Origin of the sequence: Achromobacter sp. RW408, from assembly GCF_003184165.1 — a bacterium.
Lineage (GTDB): Bacteria > Pseudomonadota > Gammaproteobacteria > Burkholderiales > Burkholderiaceae_B > Achromobacter > Achromobacter xylosoxidans.
The window spans coordinates 37,707-53,380 of record NZ_QHHO01000047.1 but is presented as its reverse complement, the minus strand read 5'-3'; the positions used below and the strand labels follow the sequence as shown (position 1 = coordinate 53,380).

The following is a 15,674-nucleotide window of genomic DNA, read 5'->3' as shown; positions in this document are numbered from 1 at the left end:
GGCTCACTCGTTCACCGTCGACGCCCACACGCCGGGCTCCCGCCCCCCCCAAGGCAGGCTGCGCTCCAACTGGCCGGCCACCTGGAACAGCACATCCTCGCGGCCGGCCGGCGCAACGAACTGCATGCCAATCGGCAGGCCGGTCGCGGCGTCCTGGAACAACGGCACCGACATGGCCGGCAATCCGGCGGCGTTGAACACCGGGGTGAACGGCGAATTGCCGAAGACGCAGTCGGTCCACTGGTGGCCGTCCATCGTGTCGGCGCCGGCGGCATAGGTCCCCAACGCCGGAGCCAGTTCAGGCAGCGTGGGGGTCAGCAGCAGGTCGTAGCGCGAGAAGAACGCCGCCACGCTGCGGGTCACGGCATTGCGCAGATCGAGGGCATGGACCATCTCGATGGCGCCGATCCCGCGCCCCGTCCGATAGACCGCGAGCGTCTGCGGCTCCAGGGTTGCCAGATCGGGCCGGCGCCCCATGGCGCCCGCGATGCCGTCGATCCATGCGGCGATATTGGCGGACCACAGCACCGAGCTGGCATGCACGAACGCCTCCCAGCTGACGCCCAGCGGCGCCTCGGCCTCTTCGACCTCGTGGCCTAGCGAGGCACACAGCCGCACCGCCTCGGCCAGGCGCTCCAGGACGCACGCCTGGGTACGCCTGCCTCCCCACGCCTGCGGCATGACGCCGATGCGCAGCTTGCCCGGCTCGATGCCGACTTGCGCCAGGTAACGGCCAGCCGGCGGCGCAATCGCATACGGCTCGCCATCCGCCGCGCCGTGCACCGCGTCCAGCAGCGCGGCGCTGTCACGCACCGAACGGCTGACGCCAAGCTGGGCCGCCAGGCCGTTGATGGCCTCTTCCAGCGCGAGCCCATTGGAGACGCGGCCGCGCGTCGGCTTGAGCCCGAACACGCCGCAAGCCGCCGAGGGAATGCGGATCGAGCCGGCCGCGTCGGTGGCATGGGCCAACGGCACGATGCCGGCGGCAACCGCCGCCGCGGCGCCGCCGCTCGACCCGCCGGAGCCGTGGGCCACATTCCAGGGGTTGCGCGTCGGGCCGCACAGCGTGGATTCGGTCGTGCCACTCCAGGCGAACTCTGGCGTGGCGGTGCGCCCCAGGGTCACCAGCCCGGCCTCGCGAAAGCGCCGCATCAGCAGCGAATCGGCCGCCGCCGTGAAGCCTTGCGCCAGCCGGCTGCCGAACTCGTTTTTCCTGCCGGCCATCGCGACGCCCACATCCTTGATCAGGAAAGGGACCCCCGCGAGGGGCGAATTTCTTTCCCGCGCGGGGGCAACGTCGGCCAGGTCCGGCGACCAGCTTTCGATCACCGCGTTGATCCGCGGGTTGAGCTGCGCGCACGCTTGCAGCGCCGCGTCGGCGAGCTCACGTGGACTCACCTCGCCATGCGCGACGAGGCTGCCCAGCCCGATCGCGTCGTACTGCACGTACTCCGAGAGCTTCATTACGGTTTCCTATCGACCAGGGGTGGCATAGAATCGCCACTGAGTGATACTGATCAGTATCAACGGAACCCGAATGATGATACCGATCAGTATCATCGTCAAGCACCCATGAAAAGAAAACAGAGCGACAACCAGAACGAGGCCACTCCCGCGCCGCGCGAACGCGTGCTCGCGGCGGCCGGCGAACTGTTCTACAACGAAGGCATCCGGGCGACCGGCGTCGAGGCCATCGCCGCTCGCGGCAACACGACGAAGATGGCGATCTACCGCCATTTCCAATCAAAGGATGTGCTGGTGACCGAATGGCTGCGCCAGGTGATCGACGACTATTGGCGCGCGCTCGATGCCATCGAGGCCGCGCATCCGGACGATCCCCGCGCGCAGATCATTGGATGGGTCACCTATTTTTCGGACGAGGCGCGCGCCTGGTCGCACCGCGGCTGCGCGTTCATCAACTCGATCGCGGAGCTGCCCGATCCGGAACATCCCGGCCGCCAACTGATCGAGGAACACAAGGTGCGGCAATGGCGGCGACTGGCCAGCCTGTGCGAGCGGGCGGGCCTGGCGTCGCCTGAAGACGCGGCGAGCGAACTCACGTTCCTGTTCGAGGGCGCGCAGGTGTCCGCGCAGAACCGCTCAATCCGCGACGCCGACCGGCAGTTGCGGCGGATCGTCGATGCCGTCATCGCACGGCAGGCTACGGTTGGTCGTCGGTGAATGGAGCGGGTGAAGGGAACAAAATTTCACTTTATGAATAAATTTCAGCAGACGCTGAAATCCCATTAAGAATGAAATCTTGACCACGGCTTTCAATAAATATGGTACTTTCAGCGAATGATGAAAGAGGATCATCCAATGAAAGAAGCGGAGGCCCGGGCTGGTGAGGCGCTGCGGTGGGTCCTTGAAAAGATCCCGATCCTTCAGATAGAAGGCATCGAAGCCGAAGTCGTATCCGGTGATTGGGAGCCGGACTTGACCGCTCGGCTGCTCGTCAACGGCCAACGGCACCTGCTTATCTGCGAATACAAATCGAACGGGCAACCGCGGTACGCCCGGTCCGCGTTGCTGGAACTGCGGAACTACGTTGCGGAGCGAGCTCCCGAGGCAACGCCTGTCTTCATCGCTCCCTACATCTCGCCCGCGGTGAGGCGGTTGTGCGAAGAGAAGGACGTCAGCTATCTCGACCTGGAGGGCAACGCCCGGATCGCTTTTGGCGGCGTATTCATCGAGCGCATGGTGGCGGACAAACCGGTGGCCGAACAACGCGAACTCAAATCGCTGTTCAGGCCAAAATCGGCTCAGGTTCTGCGCGTCATGCTACGCGAACCCGACCGTGCATGGCGCGTCACCGAGTTGTCGGAAATTTCCGGCGTCAGCCTGGGGCACGTCAGTAATGTACGCACCGGCTTGATTAATCGGGAATGGGCACGCGCCTCGAACGATGGCCTCATCCTCTCGGAACCCGATGCACTGCTGGACGCATGGCGAGACAGCTACACCGCACCGTCAGGTGAACATCTGCGGTTCTACACACCCCTGCATGGCAGCATGTTCGAAAACGCGGCCCGTACCGCGCTGCGCGCTGACGACGGTCCTGGACGTGCTGCTTTCGCATCGTTCTCGGCAGCGCAGTGGCTTTCGCCCTACGGTCGTACCGGCACACAATACTTCTTCGCCGACGAGGATGGCCTACGCAAGCTTCAGTCGGCGCTGGAGCTCGCGCCTGCCGCAAAGGGCGAGAACGTGGTCATCATCGTGCCGAAGGACATGGGATTGCTTACCGACACCGTTGAACCTGCGCCGGGCGCAGTCTGCACGAGTCTGGTTCAAACCTACCTCGACCTCTCCATTGCCGGCGAACGCGGCGCCGAGGCCGCCGACCACCTGCGCAAGGAAGAGCTTTCATGGCCCAAATGAAGCCATCTCAGGAGCCACAATCGGCCGCCGAATATGACGACCGCACGACCGCGGCCGTGAAATCCGTGCTGATCGAAATCGGTCAGATACTTGGCAGCTTCAAAGGCAAGTTTGCCATCATCGGCGGGGCAGTACCCTGGTTGCTATTGGCCAACGAGGACATGCCCCACGTCGGCACGCTCGATGTGGACGTTGGTCTGGATGCAGAAACGCTCGGCGACGGTGAGTACGCAACCTTGATCGGTGCGCTTCAGAGCCACGGATACACCCAGCGCGACGGGCTTCGGCGCTTCCAGCTGGTTCGCCAGGTTCCCGCGCGAGATGACGGGGAGGCGATCGACATCGTGATCGATTTCTTGATGCCGCGCGACGCGGAGATCGTCAAGAACACCCCTCCCCTGATCAGCGACTTTGCCGTACAACGGGCCGACGGCGCTGACTTGGCGATGCGGTTCTATCGGCTGGTGGCGGTGGAGGGCCCAATGCCGGACGGAGGGACCAACCGCGTAGAGATCGCGGTGTGCTCCATCCCTGCCCTATTGGCCATGAAAGGTCATGCGCTGGCGGGCCGCTACAAGCAGAAGGATGCCTACGATATCTACTACTGCGTGCGGAACTACCTTGGTGGCATCGAAGCGCTGGCGCAAGAATGTCTCCCTCTACTGGAACACGCAAGCGGCGAGCGCGGGTTTCGACACATCGCCGACAAGTTCGATGCCTTCGAGGGATACGGCCCCACCTGCGTGAGGCGCTTCGTCGAAGACACGCATGCGCTGGGAGACCGCACACCCGAACAATGGCAGCAGGATGCATTCGGGCAGATCGATGCGCTGCTGCGCGCGATGGCGCTGCGAACTTGAGTCATGACCGCAGGGGCCAGGCACGAACCTCGCGGCCTGCCGGAGCCTCCGATCACTGCACTGAAAGACGCTGCCTTACCAGGAACTCAAACGGTAATTCAGGTTGGAGCATCATGCGAGAGAGAGGCAGCTCACGCGGATCTGGACGTCAGTAGCCGTCCTGGCATTCTTTGGAATGGAGCGGGTGAAGGGAATCGAACCCTCGTATGAAGCTTGGGAAGCTGCCGTTCTACCATTGAACTACACCCGCTCGGGTGTCGTGCCCCGGCACAAGACCGGGGCAGAGGCCAAGATTATAGCCTGGGTTTTTCCGCCCCAGGCCGTCCCTCTCAATTCGCCGTGATGCCCGCCGCCTTCACCACCTTGCCCCAGCGGTCCAGCTCGGCCTGGGTGTAGTCGCCCAGCGCCTTCGGCCCCATGAATTCCGCCTCGGCGCCCTGCTCGGCCGCCTTCTGGCGGAAGGCGTCGGTCTGCATGATCTTCTGGATTTCACCGGCGATCTTGTCCACCACCGGCGCGGGCGTGTCCTTGGGCGCGTACATGGCGAACCAGGACGAGACGATCAGGCCGGGATAACCGGCCTCGGCGGCGGTGGGCACGTCCGGCAGCGACGCCAGGCGCGTGTTGCCGGTGACGGCCAGCGCGCGCAGCTTGCCGGCGGCGATCTGGCCCAGCAGCGGCGGCGGCGTGGTGATGGTCATGTCGACGGCGCCACCCAGCAGGTCGTTCAGCGCGGGGCCTGTGCCCTTGTACGGGATGTGGGTGATCTGCGTGCCCGCCATCTGGTTGAGCAGTTCGGTGGCGACCTGCTGCAACGAACCATTGCCGGACGATGCGTAGTTGAGCTTGCCCGGGTTGGCCTTGGCGTACGCGACCAGGTCTTTCAGCGACTTGATCGGCAGGTCCGGCCGCACCACTACCACCTGGGGCGCGGACAGCACATTGGCCACCGGCGCGAAGTCCTTGATCGGATCCCAGCCGGAGGTCGGCGTGACGTGCGGGGTGATGACCTGGAAGCCGGAATACTGCAGCAACAGCGTATAGCCGTCGGGCTTGGCGCGGGCAACCGCCTGGGCGGCGATGCCGCCGGAAGCGCCCGGCTTGTTCTCGACGACCACGCTCTGTCCCAGCGCGGCGCCCAGGGGCTGGGCGATGAGGCGGGCGGCGATGTCGGTGGTGCCGCCGGGCGCGGCGGACACGATCAGCGTCACGGGACGATTGGGAAAATCCGCCTGCGCGTGGGCAGCGCCCGCGGCGGCCAGGCCCAGCGCGATGGCGCAGGCGCGTAGAACGGGAATGGATCGAAATGCGGTCATGCGGTTGTCTCCTTGCTGTTTTTGTATGAAGCGCCCCCAGGCGCGTGGTGTGAAGCAAAAACCTATGCGGCGCCGCCGGCCGGCCCGAACCGCTCCGCCAGCCACGCGGGCGGCGGATGCGCGGCCAGGCGCGGCCCGGCGCGCAACAGCGCCATGGGCAGGTCGCGGCCGACCAGCCCCGGCAGTCCGCGCAGGATGGCGAGCAGCGCTTGGAGCGACACGCCCGTGCGCACGCCCATGCACTCGAACATGTGGACCAGTTCCTCGGTGTTGACGTTGCCGCTGGCGCCGGGCGCGTACGGACAGCCTCCCAGGCCGCCCGCGGCCGCGTCGAATCGGGTGATGCCGGCCTGCCAGGCGGTGACGGCGTTGGCCAGGGCCATGCCGCGCGTATTGTGCAGGTGAACGGTGAGCGCTGTGCCCGGCAAGCGCTGCGCGGCCTGCGCGCACAGCTCGCCGACCTGGCTGGGGTAGGCCATGCCGGTGGTGTCGCACAGCGTGATGCCGCGGGCGCCGGCGTCGACCAGGCGGGCGGCCAGGTCCAGCACCTGCCCCGCCGGCACGTCGCCATCGAAGGGGCAGCCGAACGCGGTCGACAGCGAGACGTTGCAAGGCGCGCCGGCGCGTCCGGCGGCCGCCAGCACCTGGCTGAGTTCGTCGAACGACTGCTGCCGGGTCATGCGCAGGTTGGCGCGGTTGTGCGTCTCGCTGCACGACATGACCAGGTTCATCTCGTCGACGCCCGCTTCCAGCGCCCGCTCCAGGCCGCGGATGTTCGGCACCAGCGCGGTATAGATCACGCCGGGCCGGCGGCGGATGCCCTGCATCACGGCGCCGGCGTCGGCCAGGGCCGGAATCGCCTTGGGCGAGGTGAAGCTGGTGACCTCGAGGCGGGCGAAGCCGCAATCGGACAACGCGTCGATGAAGGCGATCTTGTCTTCGGTGGGCACCATGCGCGCTTCGATCTGCAAGCCGTCGCGCGGGCCGACCTCGTTGATTTCCAGGACGGGGGAACCGGTGTTCATGAGCGCATCCTCGATGCCGGATTAAGGGAAATGACGCGGTTCATGCGATCACGCCGCGCGCCCGCAGCGCCTCGCGCTGTTCCGGGCTCAGGCCCGCCGCCGCCAGCACCGCGTCGGTGTGTTCGCCCAGCGTCGGCGCGCGCTCGCGCACCGCGCCGGGGTTGGCCGACAGGCACGGAAACACCGCCGGCATGTCCACCGCGATGCCGCTGGCGGCCTCCAGGCGGGTAATGGCGCCGCGCGCCTGGTAATGCGGATCGTGGGCGATGTCGGCCACCGAATAGATGCGGCCCGACGGCACGTCGGCTTCGCGCATGGCCTGCAACACCTCATCGATGCTGCGTTCACCGGTCCAGGCGCCGATGGCCTGGTCGATCTCGGCGACGCGGCGCGCGCGGCCGTCGTTGTGCGCCAGGTCGGGATCGCGGCCCAGGTCGTCGCGGCCGATGCGCGCCATCAGCCGGGTGTAGATGGCATCGCCATTGCCCGCGATCAGCACATAGCCGTCGCGGCACGGATAGGCGTTGGACGGCGCGATGCCGGGCAGCGATGCGCCGGCCGGTTCGCGCACGGCGCCGAACACCGAATACTCGGGCAGCAGGCTTTCGCTGAGGTTGAACAGGCTTTCGTACAGCGCCGCGTCGATCACCTGGCCCTGGCCGCCACGGGCATCGCGCTGGTACAGCGCCAGCAGCACGCCCAGCGCGCCATGCAGGCCGGCGATGGTGTCGCCCAGCGACAGGCCGGCGCGCACCGGCGCGCGGCCGGGTTCGCCATTCAGGTAGCGCAGGCCGGCCATGGCTTCGCCAATCGCGGCAAAGCCCGGCTCGCGCGCCTTTGGCCCGGTCTGGCCGTAGCCCGAAATGCGCAGCATGATCAGGCGCGGGTTCAACGCGTGCAGGGTCTCCCACGACAGGCCCCACTTCTCCAGCGTGCCGGGACGGAAATTCTCGATCAGCACGTCGGCCTCGGCCGCCAGCTGGCGCACGATGTCCTGGCCTTCAGGCTGGCGCAGGTCCACGCACACGGACTGCTTGTTGCGCGACTGCGCCTCCCACCACACCGAGGTGCCCTCGTGCAGCAGGCGCCACTTGCGCAGCGGATCGCCCTGCCCCGGTGGTTCGATCTTGACGACCTGCGCGCCAAAGTCCGCCAGCGTCTTGGCGGCGAACGGCCCCGCGATGAGTTGTCCGAGTTCCAGCACGCGTATGCCGGCGAGTATCTGCCCTGCCATGTCGCCTCCCGGGCGCATCCAACCGATGATGGCCCGCAGTGTGCGTCATCGCCCGGGGCGGCGGAATGGACGATTCGGGAAGGGGGCATTCCCGGATCGAGAAAGCCCGGCGCGGCGGCCGCGCCCCGGCCGGACAGGCCAACCCGGACAGGCCAACCGATTGCCGGCCGCCACGAAGCGCTTTTTTGCGTGCGAGCCGGCCTCTAGGTCGTGCCCGGGTCCTGCGCGCCGCGCAGATGCGCCAGCAGCAGCCGCGCCGCCACCGGCAGCGCATCGGCGTCGCGCACGCCCAGCAGCAGCCAGCGGCGCGCCCAGTCGTCGGACAGGGCAATCAGGCGGATCGGCATGGAACGCGCATGCGGCTCGGCCGCCAGGCGCGGCAGGATGCCGACTCCGCGCGTGGCGGCCACCATGCGGCAGATGGCGTCGAAGCTGCGCACCTGGATGCGCAGCCGCATGTCGCGGCCCAGCCGGCCGCTCTCGTCGGCCAGGCGGGTGGCCAGCGAGGTCGCGGGCGGCAGGCCGACGTAATCGTAGGCCAGGGTATCGGCGAACGCCACGCTGGCCTGGCGCGCCAGCGGATGGCGCTGCGGCACGATCAGCACCAGCTCGTCGAGCCGGTACGGCACGGTGGCCAGCCCCGCCGCCGGCGTGCGGTCGGCGAACACGCCGATGTCGGCGCGGTTCTCCAGCACGGCGGTGACGATGTCGCTGCTGTTCTGCTCTTCCAGGTCGATGCGCACCGCGGGATGCGCTTCCATGAAGGACGCCAGGTCTTCCGGCAGGAACTGCGTCAGCGACGAGGTATTGGCGGCGATGCGCACCTGCCCGCGCACCCCGCGGGCATAGTCCGATAGCGTGCCGGCCATCTGCTCGACTTCCTGCAGCACCCGCAGGGCATGCACCAGGCAGGCCTGGCCGGCCTCGGTCAGCTCGACGCCGGCCGCATTGCGGTACAGCAGCTGGGTATCCAGCGCCGCCTCCAGGTCCGAGATCCGCTTGCTGGCCGCGCCCACCGCCAGGTGCGACTGGCGCGCGCCGGCCGAGATGCTGCCCTGGCGGGCCACCGAGACGAAAAGCGAGAGCGTGACGAGGTCGATGCGGGCGATATTCATGGCGAACGGACGGCGCCAGGCGGGCGCCGCGGCTGCACTATAGCGCGGCCCGCCCCCGTCACCGCCCCCCAGGGCGGCCGCGGGCAATAAGTCCCTATTTAATCCACAAGGCGGACTGCAGCCCGGCGGGGCTGCCACTACAATCCCGCCTATGACAACGAACAGCTTTGGGAATCCTCCCGTGAACACCCCCGCAACACCCGGCAACCCCGACGCACCCGCGCCGGTTTCCCCCCAGACCGAAGCCGCGCTGGCCAGCGCCGCGCACGCCCCCAACAGCCCGGGCGCCACCCACATCCGCAGCTTCGTCCACCGCCGCGGCCACATCACCCAGGGCCAGCAGGCCGCGCTCGAACAGTTGCTGGGCAAGTGGTCGATTCCCTACGCCGCCCGGCGCCTGGATCCGGCCGCCGCCTTCGGCCGCGAAGCGCCGACGGTGCTGGAAATCGGCTTCGGCATGGGCGAGACCACTGAAAAAATCGCGCTGGCGCGCCCGGGCGACAACTTCCTGGGCGTGGAAGTGTTCAACGCCGGCGTCGGCTCGCTGCTGCGCCGCATCGAGGATTCCAGCATCCCCAACCTGCGCATCATCCAGCACGACGCGGTCGAGGTCGTGCGCGACATGATCGCGCCGGACTCGCTGGCCGGCGTCCATATCTACTTTCCCGACCCCTGGCCCAAGAAGCGCCACCACAAGCGCCGCCTGGTGCAGCCGCCGTTCATCGCGCTGCTGGCCAGCCGCATCGCGCCGGGCGGCTACATCCATTGCGCCACCGACTGGGAAGACTACGCGGTGCAGATGCTGGACGTGCTGGGCAACGAACCGCAACTGAAAAACACGGTGGACGGCTACGCCCCGCGCCCCGACTACCGTCCCCTCACCAAATTCGAGAACCGTGGCCTGCGTCTGGGCCACGGCGTCTGGGACCTGATCTTCAAGCGAGTGGCCTGATGCTCTACCCCGCGATCGAACCCTACCGCCACGGCATCCTGGATACCGGCGACGGCCACCAGGTCTATTGGGAGCTCTGCGGCAATCCGCAGGGCAAGCCCGCCGTATTCCTGCACGGCGGCCCCGGCAGCGGCTGCTCGCCGGTGCATCGCCAACTGTTCGACCCGCAGCGCTACAACGTGCTGCTGTTCGACCAGCGCGGTTGCGGCCGTTCGACGCCGCACGCAAGCCTGGACAACAACACCACCTGGCACCTGGTGGCCGACATCGAACGCCTGCGCACCGAAATCATGGGCGCCGACAAATGGCTGGTGTTCGGCGGTTCCTGGGGCTCGACGCTGGCGCTGGCCTACGCCGAGACGCACCCGCAGCACGTCAGCGAACTGGTGGTGCGCGGCATTTTCACGCTGCGCCGCGCCGAAGTCCACTGGTTCTACCAGGAAGGCGCGTCGTGGCTGTTCCCCGACCGCTGGGAAGAGTACCTGGCGCCCATCCCCGAAGCCGAGCGCGGCGACCTGGTTGCGGCCTATCACAAGCGCCTGACGGGCGACGACCCGGCCGAGCAATTGCGCGCCGCCAAGGCCTGGAGCAAATGGGAAGACAGCACCATCACGCTGCTGCCCAGTCCGCGCCACCAGCAAAGCCACGCCGCCGACCGCGCCGCGCTGGCCTTCGCCCGCATCGAGAACCACTATTTCACGCACGCCGGCTTCATGGAAGAAGGCCAGTTGATCCGCGACGCCCATAAGCTGCGCGGCATCCCCGGCACCATCGTGCAGGGCCGCTACGACGTCTGCACGCCCGCGCGCAGCGCCTGGGACCTGCATCGCGCCTGGCCCGAGGCCGAATTCCACATCGTGCCCGACGCGGGCCACGCCTTCGACGAACCCGGCACGCTGGCGCGCCTGATCGCCGCCACCGACGCCTACGCCAAACGCTGAGGAGACCGACATGCACATCACCCTGAACGGCGACGCCCGCGAATTCCCGCTCGACACCACGGTGAACGAATTGCTCGAAACGCTGGGCTATGCCGGCAAGCGCGTCGCGGTGGAACGCAACGGCGAAATCGTGCCCAAGAGCCAGCACGCGCAAACCGCGCTGTCCGATGGCGACCAGGTCGAGATCGTGGTCGCGGTGGGCGGAGGCTGAGGCAATCGCGCCAACTCCTGCGAAAGATCGAATATCGCAAAAAGGGCTGCAGCAATGCAGCCCTTTTTTCCTCAATCTGACGGAGGGCTAGCAACCTGTTACACGTTAACCCCTCGTCTGGCGGCAACGGCGCGAGTCATAATCGTCGTTGCTGGCGTTGTCGTCGTCAGGTTGTCGTGTTGTTGTTCTAACGTTGCACAATGCCCTGCGGGGCAGAGGAGGCATCATGAACACCGCCGTCATCATCAACCTCATCATCCAGCTTGTCGCCGGCGCGGCCGGTGGCAACGGCCTGGGAAAAATGCTTCAGCAATTCAACCTGGGGCCCCTGGGCAACACCATCGCCGGCGCGATCGGCGGCCTGGCCGGAGGTTCCTGGCTGGCGCCGATGATCACCGCCGGCGCCGGCGCCGTCGCGGCGGGCAACAGCGGAATGGATCTTTCCGCGATTGCCAGCAGCGTGGTCGGCGGCGGCGTGGGCGGCGCGGTACTGACGCTCATCGCCGGCATCGTGCGCAAGATGTTCGTGGGCCGCGCGCCCTGACATGCATCGCTCTTTTTCTCACCGCAACATAGATAAAGGAAACACGATGGGTCTGCTCAATTTCATCAAGGACGTTGGAGAAAAACTCTTCGGTGCCAGCGAGGCCAAGGCGGCGACGCCGGATGAACTGAAGAAAGAGCTCGACAAGCACGGCCTGAACGCCGATGGCCTGCAGATCTCGGTGGACGGCGACAAGGTCACCGTCACGGGCGAGGCCGCCAACACCGAAGCCGCCGAGAAGATCGCGCTGGCGCTGGGCAACACCGTCGGCGTGGCCGCGGTGGACAACCAGTTGAAGGTCAAGCAGGCCGCGCCGGAAGCCAAGATGTACACGGTGCAAAAGGGCGACAACCTGTGGAAGATCGCCGAGGCGCAATACGGCAAGGGCCAGGGCGCCAAGAACACCCTGATCTTCGAGGCCAACAAGCCGATGCTGACCAGCCCCGACAAGATCTATCCGGGCCAGGTGCTGCGCATCCCGCCCCTGTCGTAAACCATGCGAACCGGCCCTCGCGGGCCAGTATCGCGGCGCAGAACCCCCTGCCTGCCGCGATGATTTGGCCAGGCGCAATGCCTGGCCATTTTTTTGGCGGAGATCCCGGAGCACGGGCCGGCGGCCATCGACAGGCCCACGGGGCGGGTCCGGCCGTGCCGCCCCCTTGCCGCGCCGCTCAGCCCTTCATGAAGCGGCCCATGCCCTTCATGCCGCCCATGGCGCGCATCATCTTGGCCATGCCGCCCTTCTTCATCTGCTTCATCATGCCCTGCATCTGCTCGAACTGGGCCAGCAGGCGGTTGACTTCCTGCACGGGCACGCCCGAACCCGCCGCGATGCGGCGCTTGCGCGAGGCCTTGATGAGTTCCGGCTTGGCGCGCTCGGCCGCCGTCATGGAATTGAGGATGCCCTCGGTGCGGCGCAGCTGCTTTTCCGCCTGGCCGCCCTGCAGCTGGCCGGCGGCCTGCTGGAACTGGGCCGGCAGCTTTTCCAGCAGCGAGCCCATGTCGCCCAGCTTCTTGACCTGGCCAAGCTGGTCGCGGAAATCGTTCAGGTCGAACTTGTTGCCCGACTTGATCTTGGCCGCCAGCTTCTGGGCCTCGGCGATGTCGATGTTCTTCTGGGCCTGCTCGACCAGCGAGACGATGTCGCCCATGCCCAGCACGCGCTGCGCCATGCGCTCGGGATAGAACGGCTCCAGGCCGTCCAGCTTTTCCGAGACGCCGACGAACTTGAGCGGCTTGCCGGTGACATGGCGCACCGACAGGGCCGCGCCGCCGCGGGCATCGCCATCCAGCTTGGTCAGCACCACGCCGGTCAGCGGCAGCGCCTCGGCGAAGGCGCGGGCGGTGTTGACCGCGTCCTGGCCCTGCATGGCGTCGACCACGAACAGCGTTTCGACCGGCTTGACCAGGTCATGCAGCGCGCGGATCTCGCGCATCATGGCCTCGTCGATGCCCAGGCGGCCCGCCGTGTCCAGGATCAACACGTCGTAATGATGGCGGCGGGCATGGTCGACCGCGTTGCGGGCGATGTCCTCGGGCTTCTGGCTGGGGTCGCTCGGCAGGAAATCGACGCCGACCTGCGCCGCCACGCTCTTCAGCTGGTCGATGGCGGCCGGGCGGTAGACGTCGGCGGACACCACCAGCACCTTCTTCTTGCCGGTCTTGCGGCCGTGCTGGGTGTGCTGGCCTTCGCTCAGCCAGCGGGCCAGCTTGCCGGTGGTGGTGGTCTTGCCCGCGCCTTGCAGGCCGGCCATCAGGATGACGGCGGGCGGCTGCACCGCCAGCGACAGTTCGCCGGAATCGGCGCCCAGGTCGCCGCCCATGAGGGCGGTCAGTTCCTTGTGGACCACGCCCACCAGGGCCTGGCCGGGACTGAGGCTGCCGGCGACTTCTTCGCCCAGCGCCTTTTCCTTGACCCGGGCGACGAAGTCGCGCACCACGGGCAGCGCCACGTCGGCTTCCAGCAGGGCCATGCGCACTTCGCGCAGCATTTCCTGGGTGTTGGCCTCGGTCAGGCGGGCTTCGCCGCGCAGCGTCTTGACGACGCGCGACAGGCGTTGAGTTAGGTTATCGAGCATGAGAGGCGTTTCCGCTTAAACTAGTTGATTGAACGGTGGCCGCAGGCGCGGATTGCGCACTGTCGGGCGGCATGCGCCCCCAGGCCCCATCCAGACAACGGTTTCTATGTCACTAGGCATTGTATTTCACACAGCGGCCGCCCTGGCGTACGCCGTGCTGGGGGGATCCCTCTGGATCCGCCTGGCGGGCGCCGGGGAAGTCGAACAAACGGGCAAGATCGCCCGTCTGTGCCTGCTGGGAGCCCTGGTTCTCCATGGAATCGGGCTGCAACAATCCATGCTGGGGGCCCCGCACCTGTTCATCGGGTGGGCGCTGGCCCTGTCGGCCGCCATCTGGCTGGGCATGGTCGTCTTCTGGCTCGAAAGCCTGCTGGTGCGCATCGACGGCCTGCAATTGCTGCTGCTGCCGGCCGCCACCCTGGCCAGCGGCCTGGCCGCGCTGTTCCCCCAGGGGCAGTTCGTGCCCCACGCCGACAATGCCTGGCTGCGCGCGCACCTGCTGATCGCCCTGGCCGCCTACGGCCTGATCACCATCGCCGCCCTGCACGCCATGATGATGGCGCTGCTCGACCGCCACCTGCACCGTCCCCTGGACGCCCCCGCCGAGCGCAGCATCATCGGCCGCGTACTGGACTCGCAGCCGCCGCTGCTGGTGCAGGAACAGCTGCTGTTCCGCATCATCTGGATCGGCTTCGTGGTGCTGACCCTGGCCGTCGGCTCGGGCTCCATCGCCTCCATGAAGCTCACCGGCCAGATCCTGCCGTTCGACCACAAGACCGTCTTCACCCTGCTGTCGTGGTTCACCTTCGGCGTGCTGCTGGCCGGGCGCCACATCTGGGGCTGGCGCGGCCGCGTCGCCCTGCGCTGGACCCTGACCGGGTTCGGTTTCCTGATCCTGGCCTACACCGGTAGCCGGTTCGTGCTGGAAGTCATTCTGCATCGAGGCTGACGTGGGCAAGCTGCTGTTCTGGATCGTCATTGTCATCGGCGTGCTGTTCGTGGCGCGCATCGCCGGCCGCATGGCCGCGGCCCGCCAGGCCCCTCCGGCCGGCGCCAAGCCCCGCGGCACGGCCAACCCGCCCGCCGCCGGCGCCCCCGAGGCCATGGTGCGCTGCGCCCACTGCGGCATCCACCTGCCACGCTCCGAAGCCCTGCTGCAAGGCGGCCGGACCTGGTGCAGCCAGGAACACGCCCGGCTGGGGCCGGCGGCCAAATAAAGGCTGGCCTGAACGGCTGGCCGGTCCGGATTCGCCGGCCAGCCAGCCCGCCATTCCGCCAGCCGGCCCAGCCTGCTAGCTAGCCAGCCAGGAGAGGCTCGCCCATCACCGGACGCACGACGGCACCGCCCCCGGTGGGCCCCGCCCTCATTCGCTCCCTTTTTTCACGCACGGCATAATGCATGTTGGATACCAACCTGCTTTCCTCCCATGCCCCTGCTTCTGGATCGACATGGCTGGCTGGCGCCGGCCCCGGGCGTTTCCCGACTGCCCTCCCCCAATTGCGACGCGCGTCCCCACGGCGCCCAGGTGTCGCTGCTGGTCCTGCACAACATCAGCCTGCCGCCCGGCCAATTCGGCGGCCCCGAAGTCGCCGGCCTGTTCCTGAACACGCTGGACTACGGCTCGCACCCCTGGCTGGAACGCCTGCGCGGCCTGAGGGTGTCGGCCCATTTCTTCGTCCGCCGCGACGGCCGCATCGTGCAGTTCGTCTCCACCGATGCGCGCGCCTGGCATGCCGGGGTGTCGCGCTTCGCTGGCCGCGAGCGCTGCAACGACTTCTCCATCGGCATCGAGCTGGAAGGCACCGATACCCTGCCCTACACTGACGAGCAATATCTGGCGCTGCGCCGGCTGACGCCGGTGCTGCGCGCGCGTTACCCCCTGGCGGCCGCCTGGGGCCATGAACACATCGCCCCCGGCCGCAAGACCGACCCGGGGCCCGCTTTCAACTGGACGCGCTTCGGGCGCGACAGCGGCTTTGCGCGGCGGCAATTGCCGCCCGCCTGACCTTACAAGGA

At 67.5% G+C, this 15,674-nt stretch carries 17 protein-coding genes and 1 tRNA gene; 11 read left to right on the top strand and 7 right to left on the bottom strand.

What is annotated here, in order from left to right; all coding sequences use genetic code 11:
* Positions 1 to 3: 3 nt before the first annotated feature.
* Positions 4 to 1,464, bottom strand: coding sequence for an amidase (locus DK459_RS16535; protein WP_024070486.1), 1,461 nt, complete (start codon positions 1,462 to 1,464; stop codon positions 4 to 6).
* A 108-nt stretch (positions 1,465 to 1,572) separates the two neighbouring features.
* On the opposite strand from DK459_RS16535, the gene DK459_RS16530 reads away from it, so the two are divergent.
* The 3 genes from DK459_RS16530 to DK459_RS16520 all read left to right on the top strand — a co-directional run bounded on the left by DK459_RS16530 (position 1,573) and on the right by DK459_RS16520 (position 4,241).
* A complete protein-coding gene (locus DK459_RS16530; RefSeq protein ID WP_024070487.1) occupies positions 1,573 to 2,181 on the top strand; it encodes a TetR/AcrR family transcriptional regulator in 609 nt (202 codons plus the stop codon).
* A 138-nt stretch (positions 2,182 to 2,319) separates the two neighbouring features.
* A complete protein-coding gene (locus tag DK459_RS16525; protein ID WP_006385765.1) occupies positions 2,320 to 3,381 on the top strand; it encodes a hypothetical protein in 1,062 nt (353 codons plus the stop codon).
* Complete coding sequence (locus tag DK459_RS16520) at positions 3,369 to 4,241, top strand: nucleotidyl transferase AbiEii/AbiGii toxin family protein (RefSeq protein ID WP_006385764.1); 873 nt, start codon at positions 3,369 to 3,371, stop codon at positions 4,239 to 4,241. Before DK459_RS16525 ends, DK459_RS16520 begins: the two co-directional genes overlap by 13 nt.
* 176 nt (positions 4,242 to 4,417) lie before the next feature.
* Here DK459_RS16520 and DK459_RS16515 read toward each other — a convergent pair.
* The 5 genes from DK459_RS16515 to DK459_RS16495 form a co-directional block, all read right to left on the bottom strand.
* Positions 4,418 to 4,491: transfer RNA gene (locus DK459_RS16515), tRNA-Gly, on the bottom strand.
* A gap of 79 nt (positions 4,492 to 4,570) precedes the next feature.
* Entirely contained in the window at positions 4,571 to 5,557 is a 987-nt protein-coding gene (locus tag DK459_RS16510) for a tripartite tricarboxylate transporter substrate binding protein (RefSeq protein ID WP_006385763.1), read from the bottom strand.
* Positions 5,558 to 5,619: 62 nt separating this feature from the next.
* A complete protein-coding gene (locus DK459_RS16505; protein WP_024070490.1) occupies positions 5,620 to 6,582 on the bottom strand; it encodes a hydroxymethylglutaryl-CoA lyase in 963 nt (320 codons plus the stop codon).
* A gap of 40 nt (positions 6,583 to 6,622) precedes the next feature.
* Positions 6,623 to 7,816 (bottom strand): CaiB/BaiF CoA-transferase family protein, encoded by a 1,194-nt coding sequence (locus tag DK459_RS16500; RefSeq protein WP_047991943.1) that lies wholly within the window; start codon positions 7,814 to 7,816, stop codon positions 6,623 to 6,625.
* Positions 7,817 to 8,019: 203 nt separating this feature from the next.
* Positions 8,020 to 8,931, bottom strand: a complete 912-nt coding sequence (locus DK459_RS16495) for a LysR substrate-binding domain-containing protein (RefSeq protein ID WP_110134910.1) — start codon at positions 8,929 to 8,931, stop codon at positions 8,020 to 8,022.
* A gap of 181 nt (positions 8,932 to 9,112) precedes the next feature.
* Here DK459_RS16495 and trmB point away from each other — a divergent pair, with 181 nt between their 5' ends.
* The 5 genes from trmB to lysM all read left to right on the top strand — a co-directional run bounded on the left by trmB (position 9,113) and on the right by lysM (position 12,072).
* The gene (gene trmB / locus DK459_RS16490) at positions 9,113 to 9,883 is read left to right on the top strand and encodes a tRNA (guanosine(46)-N7)-methyltransferase TrmB (protein ID WP_006385759.1); all 771 of its coding nucleotides are present in this window, start codon (positions 9,113 to 9,115) and stop codon (positions 9,881 to 9,883) included.
* On the top strand, positions 9,883 to 10,824 hold the full coding sequence (gene pip, locus DK459_RS16485; protein ID WP_110134909.1) for a prolyl aminopeptidase: 942 nt from the start codon (positions 9,883 to 9,885) through the stop codon (positions 10,822 to 10,824). Before trmB ends, pip begins: the two co-directional genes overlap by 1 nt.
* 10 nt (positions 10,825 to 10,834) lie before the next feature.
* Positions 10,835 to 11,035 (top strand): sulfur carrier protein ThiS, encoded by a 201-nt coding sequence (gene thiS, locus DK459_RS16480; RefSeq protein WP_006385757.1) that lies wholly within the window; start codon positions 10,835 to 10,837, stop codon positions 11,033 to 11,035.
* 226 nt (positions 11,036 to 11,261) lie between these two features.
* Positions 11,262 to 11,579 (top strand): hypothetical protein, encoded by a 318-nt coding sequence (locus DK459_RS16475; RefSeq protein WP_006385756.1) that lies wholly within the window; start codon positions 11,262 to 11,264, stop codon positions 11,577 to 11,579.
* A 46-nt stretch (positions 11,580 to 11,625) separates the two neighbouring features.
* Positions 11,626 to 12,072, top strand: a complete 447-nt coding sequence (lysM, locus tag DK459_RS16470) for a peptidoglycan-binding protein LysM (RefSeq protein WP_006385755.1) — start codon at positions 11,626 to 11,628, stop codon at positions 12,070 to 12,072.
* 178 nt (positions 12,073 to 12,250) lie between these two features.
* On the opposite strand, the gene ffh is transcribed toward lysM, so the two are convergent.
* Positions 12,251 to 13,657, bottom strand: a complete 1,407-nt coding sequence (gene ffh, locus DK459_RS16465) for a signal recognition particle protein (protein ID WP_006385754.1) — start codon at positions 13,655 to 13,657, stop codon at positions 12,251 to 12,253.
* Between the two features lie 106 nt (positions 13,658 to 13,763).
* On the opposite strand from ffh, the gene DK459_RS16460 reads away from it, so the two are divergent.
* The 3 genes from DK459_RS16460 (at position 13,764) to ampD (ending at position 15,663) form a co-directional block, all read left to right on the top strand.
* A complete protein-coding gene (locus tag DK459_RS16460) occupies positions 13,764 to 14,606 on the top strand; it encodes an inner membrane protein YpjD (protein WP_006385753.1) in 843 nt (280 codons plus the stop codon).
* A gap of 1 nt (position 14,607) precedes the next feature.
* Entirely contained in the window at positions 14,608 to 14,874 is a 267-nt protein-coding gene (locus DK459_RS30620) for a PP0621 family protein (protein ID WP_020926208.1), read from the top strand.
* 210 nt (positions 14,875 to 15,084) lie between these two features.
* A complete protein-coding gene (gene ampD, locus DK459_RS16450; RefSeq protein WP_054513676.1) occupies positions 15,085 to 15,663 on the top strand; it encodes a 1,6-anhydro-N-acetylmuramyl-L-alanine amidase AmpD in 579 nt (192 codons plus the stop codon).
* The last annotated feature ends 11 nt before the right edge of the window (positions 15,664 to 15,674 follow it).